This is a genomic window from Andreprevotia sp. IGB-42 (assembly GCF_009848685.1).
In the GTDB taxonomy this organism is placed as follows: Bacteria; Pseudomonadota; Gammaproteobacteria; order Burkholderiales; family Chitinibacteraceae; genus Andreprevotia.
Window position 1 is genome coordinate 369,818 of sequence record NZ_WXTX01000002.1, and the last position, 12,834, is coordinate 382,651.

At 62.4% G+C, this 12,834-nt stretch carries 14 protein-coding genes; 4 read left to right on the top strand and 10 right to left on the bottom strand.

Annotated elements, in window-relative coordinates; genetic code table 11:
- Positions 1–38: 38 nt before the first annotated feature.
- The 3 genes from IGB42_RS04485 to glnK all read right to left on the bottom strand — a co-directional run bounded on the left by IGB42_RS04485 (position 39) and on the right by glnK (position 2,395).
- Positions 39–338, bottom strand: a complete 300-nt coding sequence (locus tag IGB42_RS04485) for a cyclic-phosphate processing receiver domain-containing protein (protein WP_159667405.1) — start codon at positions 336–338, stop codon at positions 39–41.
- 182 nt (positions 339–520) lie between these two features.
- A complete protein-coding gene (gene amt / locus IGB42_RS04490) occupies positions 521–2,029 on the bottom strand; it encodes an ammonium transporter (protein ID WP_159667408.1) in 1,509 nt (502 codons plus the stop codon).
- 27 nt (positions 2,030–2,056) lie between these two features.
- The gene (gene glnK / locus IGB42_RS04495; RefSeq protein ID WP_035061528.1) at positions 2,057–2,395 is read right to left on the bottom strand and encodes a P-II family nitrogen regulator; all 339 of its coding nucleotides are present in this window, start codon (positions 2,393–2,395) and stop codon (positions 2,057–2,059) included.
- 252 nt (positions 2,396–2,647) lie between these two features.
- On the opposite strand from glnK, the gene IGB42_RS04500 reads away from it, so the two are divergent.
- Complete coding sequence (locus IGB42_RS04500; RefSeq protein WP_159667411.1) at positions 2,648–2,908, top strand: accessory factor UbiK family protein; 261 nt, start codon at positions 2,648–2,650, stop codon at positions 2,906–2,908.
- Positions 2,909–3,023: 115 nt separating this feature from the next.
- On the opposite strand, the gene IGB42_RS04505 is transcribed toward IGB42_RS04500, so the two are convergent.
- Both IGB42_RS04505 and IGB42_RS04510 read right to left on the bottom strand, forming a co-directional pair.
- Positions 3,024–3,398: a diacylglycerol kinase gene (locus tag IGB42_RS04505; RefSeq protein ID WP_159667414.1), complete on the bottom strand. Its 375-nt coding sequence runs from the start codon at positions 3,396–3,398 to the stop codon at positions 3,024–3,026.
- Complete coding sequence (locus IGB42_RS04510; RefSeq protein WP_159667417.1) at positions 3,399–4,151, bottom strand: BPSS1780 family membrane protein; 753 nt, start codon at positions 4,149–4,151, stop codon at positions 3,399–3,401. It lies immediately after the preceding gene.
- Between the two features lie 359 nt (positions 4,152–4,510).
- Between IGB42_RS04510 and IGB42_RS04515 the strand changes: the two genes are divergently transcribed.
- Positions 4,511–5,851 carry a DUF1214 domain-containing protein gene (locus IGB42_RS04515; protein ID WP_236822489.1) on the top strand — a complete coding sequence of 447 codons (1,341 nt, stop codon included), beginning with the start codon at positions 4,511–4,513 and terminating at the stop codon, positions 5,849–5,851.
- 162 nt (positions 5,852–6,013) lie between these two features.
- Here IGB42_RS04515 and IGB42_RS04520 read toward each other — a convergent pair whose 3' ends face one another.
- The 5 genes from IGB42_RS04520 to IGB42_RS04540 form a co-directional block, all read right to left on the bottom strand.
- Entirely contained in the window at positions 6,014–7,207 is a 1,194-nt protein-coding gene (locus IGB42_RS04520) for an acetate/propionate family kinase (RefSeq protein WP_159667423.1), read from the bottom strand.
- The gene (locus tag IGB42_RS04525) at positions 7,204–8,562 is read right to left on the bottom strand and encodes a bifunctional enoyl-CoA hydratase/phosphate acetyltransferase (RefSeq protein ID WP_159667426.1); all 1,359 of its coding nucleotides are present in this window, start codon (positions 8,560–8,562) and stop codon (positions 7,204–7,206) included. Before IGB42_RS04525 ends, IGB42_RS04520 begins: the two co-directional genes overlap by 4 nt.
- Before the next feature lie 169 nt (positions 8,563–8,731).
- Positions 8,732–9,286 carry a thioredoxin family protein gene (locus IGB42_RS04530; protein WP_159667429.1) on the bottom strand — a complete coding sequence of 185 codons (555 nt, stop codon included), beginning with the start codon at positions 9,284–9,286 and terminating at the stop codon, positions 8,732–8,734.
- Between the two features lie 18 nt (positions 9,287–9,304).
- On the bottom strand, positions 9,305–10,135 hold the full coding sequence (locus tag IGB42_RS04535; RefSeq protein ID WP_159667431.1) for a M14 family metallocarboxypeptidase: 831 nt from the start codon (positions 10,133–10,135) through the stop codon (positions 9,305–9,307).
- Positions 10,136–10,150: 15 nt separating this feature from the next.
- Positions 10,151–10,639, bottom strand: a complete 489-nt coding sequence (locus tag IGB42_RS04540) for an Lrp/AsnC ligand binding domain-containing protein (RefSeq protein WP_159667434.1) — start codon at positions 10,637–10,639, stop codon at positions 10,151–10,153.
- 94 nt (positions 10,640–10,733) lie between these two features.
- Between IGB42_RS04540 and IGB42_RS04545 the strand changes: the two genes are divergently transcribed.
- Both IGB42_RS04545 and IGB42_RS04550 read left to right on the top strand, forming a co-directional pair.
- A complete protein-coding gene (locus tag IGB42_RS04545) occupies positions 10,734–12,059 on the top strand; it encodes a D-amino acid dehydrogenase (protein ID WP_159667437.1) in 1,326 nt (441 codons plus the stop codon).
- 114 nt (positions 12,060–12,173) lie between these two features.
- On the top strand, positions 12,174–12,776 hold the full coding sequence (locus IGB42_RS04550) for a DUF2239 family protein (protein WP_159667440.1): 603 nt from the start codon (positions 12,174–12,176) through the stop codon (positions 12,774–12,776).
- Positions 12,777–12,834 lie beyond the last annotated feature (58 nt).

Genomic DNA, 12,834 nt, shown 5'->3' on the forward strand with positions numbered 1-12,834 from the left:
ACATCGCGCCACAGGCGCTAAAAAAGCCCCAACCAACGCTAAAGATCGCGACGCGCAAGCCTTGCCACGCTGGCAATGGCCGCCTCCATCTTCAAGCGTGCCGACGCATTGGCCGAATGCACACGCAGCGGCGGCGGCACAAAGCCACGTGTTGCTACCTGCTCTTCAAGCCAGAGCAAAACGGTATAGCCGGTGCCGTGCGCATCGTCACCCAGGTCATGATCCAGCGACAGCTCGGTCACCTGCCCGGTTTCCAGTAGGGCGATGACCTCCTCGGGCCAGTACGTGCGCACCCAGCCGTCCGGCGTTGCCCGTTCGTCATCCAGAAAAACCTTCATGCTCCACCCCTGCCTATCACTCCGGCCACATCGTGCCACAGGCAGCGCCCAAAAAAAGACCCGCCGTGAAGGCGGGTCGTACTCGGCTCTATGTTGAGCCTTGCTTTCCTGCTTGGATTTCAGGGTTGTTATCGACTTTGTTGATAAACCGGCTGCAGCCTGCGCCACAGCCGGCTTGCGTCTTAGCTGTTGTACGCTTTCTCGCCGTGCGAGTTCACGTCCAGACCTTCGCGCTCTTCGTCTTCCTTCACGCGCAGGCCGATGGTGAGATCAACCAGCTTGTAGGCGATGATCGAAACGATGCCCGACCACAGCAGGGTCACGCCTACACCGATCAGCTGCGTGGTGACTTGGCTGCCGATCGAGTAAGTACCGACCTTGCCTGCTACGTAGTCCCACACACCGGTGCCGCCCAGATCCGGCGATGCGAACACGCCAGTCAGCACAGCGCCGAGGATACCGCCCACACCGTGCACGCCGAACACGTCCAGCGCATCGTCAGCACCCAGCAGCTTCTTCAGGCCATGCACGCCCCACAGGCAAACCACGCCAGCGATCAGGCCCAGTACCAGTGCGCCACCGACACCGACGAAACCGGCAGCCGGGGTAATGGCAACCAGACCGGCCACGGCACCGGATGCAGCGCCCAGCATGGAAGGCTTGCCCTTCAGGATCCATTCGGCAAACAGCCATGCCAGTGCGGCAGCGGCAGTGGCAGCCCAGGTGTTGATGAAGGCCAGTGCAGCGGAGCCGTTGGCTTCCAGTGCGGAGCCGGCGTTGAAGCCGAACCAGCCGAACCACAGCAGCGATGCACCAACCATGGTCAGCGTGAGGCTGTGCGGGGTCATTGCTTCCTTGCCGAAGCCAACGCGCTTGCCAACCATGTAGGCACCCACCAAGCCGGCAACGGCGGCGTTGATGTGCACGACGGTACCGCCGGCAAAATCAAGTGCACCCTTCTGGAACAGGAAACCGGCAGTTGCGGTAGCGGCATCAGCAGCGGCTTGCGTGGTGTACGCATCCGGGCCGGTCCAGTACCACACCATGTGGGCCATCGGGATATAGGCAAAGGTGAACCACAGCACCACGAACACCAGCACCGCCGAGAACTTGGCACGCTCGGCAAAGGCACCCACGATCAGGCCACCGGTGATGGCGGCGAATGCACCCTGGAATACCACGAAGATGAATTCGGATACGCCCACGCCCTTGCTGAAGGTGGCACCGATGGAATCCGGTGTAACCCCTTTCAGGAACAGCTTGGAGAAGCCGCCGAAGAACGCGTTGCCCTCGGTGAATGCCAGGCTGTAGCCGTAAACGACCCACAGTACCGACAGCAGCGAGAACACGGTGAACACCTGCATCAGCACCGACAGCATGTTCTTGGAGCGCACAAGGCCGCCGTAGAACAACGCCAGGCCAGGAATGGACATCAGGATGACCAGCGCGGCGCAGATCATCAGCCACGCGTTATCGCCCTTGTTGACGGTATCGACGATGGGCGCAGCGGCAGCAGCCGGTGTGGCAGCTGCCGCCACATCGCTGGCAGGTGCAGCCGCAGGCGCGGACGCCTGGTCAGCCACAACGGCGGATGCCTCGACCGCTGGTGCGGAAGCCGCTTCTTCAGCGAAGCTTGGCGCCGCAAACGCGATTGCGCCAGCCAGCGCAACCCAAGCAAACAGTTTTTTCATGATTGATCTCTCCTGCCCTGATTTCTTTTAGATTGCGGCTTCGCCGGTCTCGCTGGTGCGGATGCGCAGCACGCTTTCGAGATCGAACACGAAAATCTTGCCGTCGCCGATTTTGCCGGTGTGTGCGGCTTTTTCGATCGCTTCCAGCGTCTGGTCCAGCAGTGCGTCGGCAATGGCGATTTCCAGCTTCACTTTCGGCAGGAAATCGACGATATATTCAGCGCCACGGTACAGCTCGGTATGACCCTTCTGGCGACCGAACCCTTTTACTTCAGTGACCGTGAGACCTTGCACGCCAATGGCGGACAGTGCCTCGCGCACTTCATCGAGCTTGAACGGCTTGATGATGGCGGTAACGAATTTCATGACAGAGACTCCTTATGTGCCACAGGTTGACGGGTTGGGTATCAGCAGAAAGCATGCCAGCGTGAAATTTCACTTGTATTCAGCCACTTGGCTTTGGCTGATAAATAAACTGCACCGGGCTGGCGCGGCAAACCGGCAGCGAACCAGAATGGGGCACCATACTGGTGCAGTACAGATATGGCACAGCCCGTTGTGGCTGCGCGGCATCTGCTACACTCGCTGTGATGCCATCAACGCACTGGAGGGTTAAGCATGCTCAAGGAAAAATTCTTCGACGAAATCGCCGCCAAGGTCTCGGACGCCATCGCCAACAGCCCTGCCAAGGATGTGGAGAAAAACGTGCGTGCCATGATGGGCAGCGCGTTTACCAAGCTTGATCTGGTCACGCGTGAGGAATTCGATATCCAGCAGGACGTGCTGGCCCGCACGCGCGAAACGCTGACCGCACTGGAAGCCCGCGTGGCCGCGCTGGAAAACAAGCTGCTGGCGGGCAACCCGCAAGACGGCATTTAAGCCGCTTGCCGTTGCTGGCCCGCTTGGCCGGCAGCCATGAAAAAGCCCCGCAACCGCTGCGGGGCTTTTTTTGCGGGTGGCGCCTGCATTGCGCATGCCCAAACGCGGTGCCCGATCAGTGCCCGAGTACTGCCAGCGCCCACATGGCGGCAAGATTGGTCAGACAGACCAATTGCGCGGCGCTGCCCAGATCCTTGGCGCGCTTGGCAAGATGGTGCTTTTCCAGCGAGGTATGATCCACCGCGGCTTCGATCGCGGAATTGAGCAATTCCACAATCACCGTCAGCAGGTGCGAGCCGATCACTACCGCGCGCGCCCATGCAGGCAGATGCACCGAGAAGGCCAGCACGATGCCGACGATGGCCAGCAGCGACACCTGGCGGAAGGCGGCCTCGTTATCCCAGCCGGCCTTCAGGCCATCGAACGAATAACCCAGCGCATTGAGCACGCGCTGGAAGCCTCTTTTGCCTTTGAATGGACTTTCGGACACTCATTCGCTCCTTGGTGCAACGGGAAACACATCTGCGTAGCAGGTGTAGTTGAACAGCATGACGACAGGCACCAGCAACAGCATGGCCGGCAGCAACATTGAAGCAAAAACGAGCAAGACGAAGAAAATCATCCCGGCAACGGTCAGCGGCAGCATATTGCGCCAGAACGCGGTGATGCCGGTACGGATGGCCTCACCCGGCGTGGCGCCATTGAGCATCACCAGCGGTGCAGCAAAGAAGAACAGGTTCTGCAGCACGATACCGCAGACCACCACCGCGCCCATCCAGTAACCCAGCGCGGACATATCCATTTTCAGGTCGACGGACGTCTTGCCCGCCTTCGCCGCCTCGGTGAACGCATGCATCAGTGCTTCCACACCCAGTACGCCGCTCACGTATCCAAGCAGCAGATTGATCAGCAACACGGTAAGCAGATAAATCATGCCCAGCATCAGCAAGGGGCGGGTACGCATCCTGAAGCCGGCAAACAGATCGACCAACCGTGGCACTTCACCCATGGCAGCGCGGGAGACCGAATAGCTGACCCCTGCCAGCAGCGCCGGCCAGATAACCAGCAACGGCGCGATGAAGGTGCAGACGATCATCAACAACAGGAACAGCAGGCTTTGCGGCAGGAATACGCTCCAGTGCTTGCCGAACAGGCGGGCTGCGCCTGAAATCCAGCGCCACCCCTGCATTGCCGGCAAAGTCCGTGGCTCCAGCGTGGTATCAATGACGTCGTCGGTCTGCATCCGTGTACTCGAAAAGCCGTAAGAGGCGCCCATGCTAGGGAAGTTCACAAGGGGATGACAAGCTGCCTAGTATGTTTCGCACATGTTTCTGTTTTGTTGATGCCCGCCGAAACGCGCTGCAGGCCCGCGAATACTGGCGATAAGGCCGATGCCTGCACAATGGCCCACCAGCACATAAGCGGGCACCACACCATCCGGGCATGGCTCAGGCATATGCCGACCTGACCTTCTGCCAGTGCATCAGCGCTGATCCGTTTCAAACAAAAAGAAATAATAATTTAATTTATAATTATTTATTGGAATAACAAATCTGCATCTACGCTGGCTGCACCACTTACAAACAAGATGGAATGCCAACGATGCCTGCTCTGCCTGCCTTCTCTGCCTTTCACCGCTTCATGCTGCTTGCACCTGCAGCCGCCTTGCTTGGTAGCGTAGTATCCGCCGCCCCGGTGCTGGCCACGCCTGATCAGCAGGTGCTGGACAGCAAAGCCATCAATATCCGCAAGTACAACCTGTTTCCGCTGCTGCGCGCGCAGCTTGCCACTGCCTATGTGGCCGCGCATGGCGCACCGGTCAGCCCGGAAGCATCTTCCACACTGGATCACGCGCTGGACGAGCTGATTTTCAGCGCCGTGCAGAAAGCGGTGAACAACGATCCGCTTTACCCCAAGGTGTACTGGCTGAACGCACCACCGCGCAACTGGCTGGGCCTGAAAGTGCCCGGCGGGCGTTATTCGTACGACAACCCGGACAACATCTACCGCACCATCCCCATCGATGGCGATTCCAGCTACGTGATCCGCGGCAAACGCAGTGGCAGCGGCCCCAGCGACGTGACATTCTCGCTGATCAGCAACCCCAACTACCAGCAGAGCATTGCGGTGATCAGCGGTGATGACCTGGTGGTTGCCGCCGACGGCAGCTTCACCATCACCGTGGACAAACAGCCGGCCAACGGGCGCATCAACCATATCCAGTCCACCGCGGATGCCAAGCAGCTGTTCGTGCGCAACAACCTGGGCAACTGGAACACCGAAGCGCCGGATGCGCTGACCGTGGTGCGCAGCGGCACGCCATGGCGCGGCCCGCGCAGCGATGCCGATATCGTTGCCGATGTGCGCACCAACCTGGGCGAATCCACACTGGCCTATGGTGTGGGCACGCTGGGCGTGAAAACCTATATCAACCCGGTGAATACGCTGCCGCAGCCCAGTTCATCAGCCACACTGGGTACGCTGGTCACGCAGGCCAGCTCTTTCGGCCACTTCAAGCTCGCGGATGATGAAGCGCTGCTTGCCACGGTGAATACCGGCGGCGCCAGCTACTTCGTGCTGCCGGTGACCGACCCGTGGACCGTCACCGTGGACCCGATCAACCACCAGAGCAGCCTGAACAATACGCAGGCCGTCGCCAACGCGGATGGCAGCTATACCTTCGTGGTGTCGCTGCGAGATCCGGGCGTGCACAACTGGGTGGATACCACCGGCAAGCATGAGGGCACCATCATGGCGCGCTGGCAGAACGTGCCGGCTACCGCGCCTGCCAGCGGCGGCCCGGCCATTTCAGTGCGCGTGGTGAAGCTGGCCGATCTGCCGCACTACCTGCCGGCAGGTACCCGCTACGTGAGCAGCACAGAGCGCCAGCAGCAATTGCAGGCACGCAGCGCCGGCTACGCGCAGCGGCTGGCAACGGAGTAAGTCCGCTACGATCTGGCTGCGGGGAGCTGAGCGGGCTATCCACTTTGCCCCCCCCAGCGCGGGAATCGTAAACCGACGCCGGGGGTGCGGGCAGGCAACGCGGCTGGCTTGCACCGCCCCTGACCGACTCCCCTGCCGCATCCTCCTGACCGCGCGGTGTGATCAGGCGCTGGCCAGCGCCCAGGCGTGCCGCGCGATCATCACTTCCTCGTTGGTGGGGATCACATACGCACGTACGCGGCTGGCCGCGGTGCTGATGCGCTGTGGCGCCGTATGGCGTTGCGCATTGACAGCTTCATCGATCTCCAGCCCCAGCCAGCGCAGCTGCGTGCAGATGCGGCGGCGCACGTCATGATCGTTCTCGCCGATGCCGGCGGTGAACACCAGCGCATCGATGCCCTCCAGCGCCGCCACCAGCGATGCCGCCTCGCGCGCTACGTGCTGGCAGAACATGGTGATGGCCAATGCCGCACGCGGGCTGTCGCTGCTGTGCAGGTCACGCATGTCGCTGGAGATGCCGGAAATGCCCAGCAGGCCCGCTTGCTTGTGCACCAGATCGCTGACTTCCTGCACGCTCATTCCCAGGTGGTTCACGCAATGGAACACCAGCGCCGGATCGAACGAACCGGCGCGCGTGCCCATGATCAATCCTTCCAGCGCGGTAAAGCCCATGGTGGTGGCCTGGCACTGCCCGCCCAGCAAGGCGGCCAGCGAGGCGCCGTTGCCCAGGTGCGCCACCACGGTACGGCCACTGGCGGCAGCCGCATCGATCTGCGGCAGCACGCTGGCGATGTATTCATAGCTGAGGCCATGGAAACCATAGCGGCGGATACCATGCTGCTGGCTGAATTCGTACGGCAGCGCGTACAGCTGCGCCGCTTCCGGCTGCGTGCGATGGAAGGCGGTATCGAAGCAGGCCACCTGCGGCACCTTGGGCAGCAGTTCGCTCAGCACCCGCATGGGCATGATGTTGTGCGGTGCATGCAGCGGCGCCAGCGCCACCGTGCCCTCCAGCGCATCGAGCACTTCACTGTTTACGCGTACCGGCTGGGTAAAATCCGGGCCGCCATGCACCACGCGGTGGCCAATCACCGCCAGCGTCTTGCCGGCAGTGTGGCCACGCAGCCAATCGAGGATGTAACGCAGCGCGGCATCATGGTTGCGTGATGACGAAACCGGCAGCGGCGTATCGGACAGCTTTTCGCCATCGCGGCCGCGTGCGGAGAACTGTGGCTCGGTGAAAATGCCTTCCACCTGGCCCTTGCACAGCAGCTCGGGGTTGGCCTCGGCCTCGAACAGCGAAAACTTGATGCTGGACGAACCGGCATTGATGACCAGAATCAGTTGCTCGCTCATTGCACCTCCTTCGCCAATGCAGCGGCATGGGCAACCAGCACCATCACCGCGCATGAAGCAAGCCGCGCCTTGGCGTCATCTGCCCGGCTGGTAAGGATGATGGGCACGCGGGCGCCCAGCACGATGCCGGCCGAATCCGCGCCGGCAAAATAGCTCATCTGCTTGGCCAGCATATTGCCCGATTCGATATCCGGCACCACCAGGATGTCCGCCTGCCCGGCTACCGGCGAGACGATTTTCTTGGCCTTGGCCGCCTGCATGGAGATGGCGTTGTCGAATGCCAGCGGGCCATCGAGGATGCCGCCAGTGATCTGGCCACGGTCTGCCATCTTGCACAGCAACGCGGCATCGAGCGTGGACGGCATTTTCTCGTACACGGTTTCCACCGCCGACAGGATGGCCACCTTGGGCTCGGGTATGCCCAGCGTATGCGCAAGGTTGATGGCGTTTTGGGTGATGTCCACCTTGGCGGCCAGATCCGGCGCGATATTGATTGCCGCATCCGTTACCAGCAGCGGCCGGCCATACGCGGGCACATCCATCACGAACACGTGCGATACCCGCTTGCCACAGCGCAGACCGGTGGCCGAGCTCATGGCGGCGCCCATCATTTCATCGGTATGCAGGCTGCCCTTCATCAACGCCCCGGCTTCGCCGTTCCGGCACAGCTCCACGCCCTTGGCCGCTGCAGCATGGCTGTGCGGCACATCGACGATGCGCGCATTGCCAAGATCGAACCCTTCCTTGGCGGCAACCGCGCGGATTTTGGCTTCCGGCCCGATCAGGATGGGCTCGATCAGCCCTTCCCGCGCGGCTTCCAGCGCCCCCAGCAGTGATTCGCGGTCGCACGGGTGCACGACGGCGGTGGGCACTGGCGGCAGGCCGGCGGCTTCGGCACGCAGGTGCGCAAACACATGATGCTGGCGCAACGTGAGCTGCGGCGGCTCGTCGAAACGGTTCAGCCGCTTGACGGTGGGCGGCACCACGGTGATCGGCCCGGAGGCGATCATGTCGCCCAGCTGGTTGTGGCAGGACACCTGCACCACTACCTGCTTGGAGACCTCGTGCTTTTCGGTCACTTCCAGATTGATGGTGAGGGCATCGCCATCGTGGATCCAGCCCAGCGATTTGAGCTCATGCCCGGCCAGGATGGAGCCATTGCCGGGGAAGAAATTGGTGGTGGTGGATGAGAACAACGGAAACGCCCCCAGCGCGGGCACGCTCAGCGTATCCCCCTCGCCGCGGGAGCCGGCAATCATGCCGAACAGGGTGATGTCGTTCGCCTTGACCGTGTGCACGCGCTGGTAGCGCATGCCGGGCCGGATGTCGTCGAAAAGGATGTTTTCCTGGACCATGGTGACAGCTCGCTCGGAAGTGATGAAACGGAAAAACCGGTGCAGCACCTGCGGTGCCGCGCACATTCGTGCATCAGCACTACCATAGCTGCTGAACGCGTCTTGCTCACTGACCCTGATCAAGGCAGCGCGTTTTCAGCCACTGCCTGCCAGGACGGGATGACCGGTTTCAGCCGGCCTGCCACTTGATATTGCAGCCCATGCTGGGCGTCTGCACCGCCAGCGGTGCGGCACCGCTGACCAGCGCTGCCACCGCAGCGCGGATATCCGCCGCATCGGCCACGCCGTTGCCGGGCCGGGTGGCATCGAACTGGCCACGGTAAAACAGCTTGCCGGCCCCGTCGAACAGGTAAAGATCCGGCGTACACGCCGCCTGGAATGCTTGCGCCACCGCCTGGGTCTGGTCGTACAGATAGGGGAAGGTATAGCCGAGTGCCTGTGCGGCCTCGGCCATCTTGTCCGGCGCATCAGCCGGGTAGGCAACGGCATCGTTGCTGGAGATCGCCACCATGCCCACGCCCTGCGCGGCAAATTCGGCCCCCAAGGGCGCCAGCGCGGCGTTGATGTGCTTCACATAAGGGCAGTGGTTGCAGATGAAAATCACGAACAGGCCGGCCGGGCCGGCCAGATCAGCGCTGTGATGCACGCGCCCATTGCCATCGGGCAAGGCGAACACGGGCAAGGGGCTGCCCAGCGGCAGCATGGTGGATGGCGTCAGTGCCATGGGTAATCTCCTTGATGATCAGGTCTGCACGGCCGCCTGCGCTGCCAGCGCGTATTCAACAAACGTTGCCATCATGGCCGCATTGGCGGCCACGCGCGTTTCCATGGCCTGCTGGCCGGGGGTTTCGGTACAGGCGGCGCGGGCCACGCCCGCCTGCATCATCCAGGATTCGAACGAGCTATCGCGGTGGTTGAACACCACCCCATGGCGTACCGGGCAGCCATCGACTTCGCCATCGGGCATCAACGTGAAAAAGCGGGCATTGCAGTCACGCAATGCGTGGCTGAACGGGCCGGGTGCCGCAGCGTGTTCGAAAGAATAAACATAGCCATATTGCACCAATACGTCTTCATGGCAGCTGAGTACGCCATCGCTGCCCAGTTGCGCCAGCAAGGGTGCGTGTTCGAGCAGGATATGCCCTTCGCGCGATGGCGTTTCGCCATCTTCCGTAATGCAGAAACCCCGGTTGGGATTCTCGCCCCAGCGATTGAAGCGGCAACCGGCGGCAAAACCGCTGACATTCACCAGCGGCAGGAAAGATAGCCGGGCACGCGCAAACAGACTGTCGTCGGCCTGTTCCAGAAAGCGCAGCAGACCCCACGGGCCGGCGGGCTCTTCGCCATGAAAACCGGCAGCGATCAGCAGCCGCGGGCCAGCCGCCGTAACGCCCGGTTGCAGCAGCCACACCGGCGCATCGCCCACGTCGCCCAGCACCGTGCGCTGCAGCCCGCGGCGTGCAAGCAGTGGGGCCAGCCGTGCCTGGTAGGCGGCCCAGTCGTTGCTGGCACAGCCCTCCACCGGCAATGGCCAGACATGGCTTTGATCACCTGCGCGTATCGTGTCTCTCATGCCTTATCCATGGCTTCAATCGGGCAGCGGCAGTGCCAGGGTTTCCTTGGCTTCTTCCATCACGATATAGCTTCTGGATTCTGCCGCCCCTGGCAACCTTAGCAAAATATCGCCGAGCAAGCGCCGGTAGTGCGACATATCCGGCAGGCGCGCCTTCAGCAGGTAATCGAAATCGCCGGCGATCAGGTGGCATTCCAGCACCTCGGGGATGGTGGCGATGGTGTGGCGGAAATCATCGAACACCTGGCCGGATTTGCGCTCCAGCCGCAGCTCCACGAACACCAGCAATTGCGCATCCAGCAGCCTGGGGTTGAGCCGCGCGTGGTAGCCCATGATCACGCCGCTGTCTTCCAGCCGGCGCACGCGCTCTGCGCAGGGGGTGGCGGTAAGGCCCACTTTCTCGGCCAGCTCGGTGATCGCCAGCCGGCCATCGGCCTGCAATGCCCGCAGGATCTTGTAATCGATACGGTCCAGCTTGCGGCCACCCTGGTATTGCGTGCGCATGGGTTTTCTCCAAAAATCAAATCAACTATAGCGAAAACCACCGCATCGCTCTGAATATACTTTTGTTATTCACTGAAGAAATCAGGGCGTTGCCATGAAAGTCGTTATCGTTGGCGCAGGTGTCATCGGCGTGACCACCGCGCACTATCTGCAAGCGGCCGGCCATCAGGTCACCGTGCTGGAAAAACTGCCCGCTGCGGCGGAGGAAACCAGCTTTGCCAATGCCGGCCAGGTATCGCCCGGCTACGCAGCGCCTTGGGCGGCGCCCGGCGTGCCATGGAAGGCGATCAAGTGGCTGGCATCGCGCCATGCGCCGCTGCGCATCCGCCCGGATGGCAGCTGGTTCCAGCTGGCGTGGATGGCGCGCATGCTGGCCAACTGCAGTACCGGCGCATTCGAGCGCAACAAGCGCCGCATGGTGCCGCTGGCCGAATACAGCCGCGACTGCCTGCGCGAACTGCGTAGCGAAACCGGCCTGCATTACGAAGAACGCGCGCTGGGCACGCTGCAACTGCTGCGCACCCCCAAGCAGATGCTGGCCGCCGAACGCGATGCCGCCATCCTGAACCACCTGGGCGTGCCGCATGAGCTGCTCGATACCAACGAGCTGGCAGCAGTGGAGCCGGCGCTGGAGCGCGTTGCACACAAGCTGGTGGGCGGCCTGCACCTGCCCAATGACGAAACCGGCGACTGCAAGCTGTTTACCGAGCGCCTGGCCGCGCAGTTGGTGCAGAAGGGCGTGCAGTTCCGCTATGGCGTGACCGTGGAGCAACTGATCACCCGGCAGAACCAGATCCGCGCGGTAGTGCTCGATGACGGCGAAGCCATTTATGCCGACAGCGTGGTGCTTGCCGCCGGCTGTGCCAGCCGCGCACTGGCCGCACCGCTGGGGCTGGATCTGCCGGTTTACCCGGTAAAGGGCTATTCGCTGACCATTCCGCTGGCCGACCCGGATGCCGCACCGCGCTCTACCGTGCTGGATGAAAGCTACAAGATCGCGCTGACCCGCTTCGACAACCGGCTGCGCGTGGGCGGCATGGCTGAGCTGGTGGGATACGACCGCAAGCTGGACCCGGCGCGCATCGATACGCTGAAAATGGTCACCCGTGATCTGTTCCCGGATGCGGCCGACCCGGCACAGGCCAGCGCCTGGACCGGCCTGCGGCCGATGACGCCGGATGGCACGCCGCTGGTATGCGCCACTGATGTGCGCGGCGTGTTCCTCAATACCGGCCACGGCACCTTGGGCTGGACCATGGCTTGCGGCTCCGCGCGGGTGGTTGCCGATCTGGTGGACGGCCGCGTGCCGGAAATCGAAACCGGCGGCTTGTCGCTGGACCGCTACGGCCGCTACAGCAAACCGGCAGCGCCCAACCAAGCGAATGCGCGGCCGGGCCATGGCCATCCGGCGCAGGCCTGAAGTAGCGGATTGTTGTCGCCGTTGCAAACTGGCAATAAATTTTACCCGGGTAATTTACAAACGGTATTTACCCGGGTAAATTAACAGCCATCAACACGATGATGGATGTTAATCATGACTACGCCCACCCTCCAATCAGCCCCGCAGCAGTGCACTGCATTTGCCGGCACCCGCCGCCTTGCCACCGGTTCGCTCGGCACCGTGGCCATTGCCGTCAAGCAGGTATGCGATGGCGGTGAAACCGCCAGCATCCTGGTATTCGACGATCACACCAGCCAGCCCATCGAGTTCGACCTGCGCGGCAGCGTTGCCGATGTACTGCAACGGCTGCCCGCAGCGCAGCCGGCCGATGACGCCGGCGAAGACGACCAGCCGCGTGGCCGGGGCCGCCCCAGGCTGGGTGTGGTAGCGCGTGAAGTCACGCTGCTGCCGCGCCATTGGGATTGGCTGGCCACGCAGCCGGGCGGTGCATCGGTAGCGCTGCGCAAGCTGGTGGAAGAAGCGCGCCGCGCCAATGACGATGCAGACCGCAAGCGGCTCTCGCAGGAAGCCAGTTACCGCTTCATGGCAGCCATGGCCGGCAACGAGGCAGGCTTTGAAGACGCCACCCGTGCGCTGTTTGCCGGCAACCGCGCCGCGTTTGAAGCCAGCACCGACAACTGGCCTGTGGATGTGCGTGATTACGCCCGGCAACTGGCCATGGTTGCGCTGTGGTAACAGCCAGCACCATGCAGCGGTGCCGCGCAGCGCAAAAATCACCGTTTTGCCTGACGCG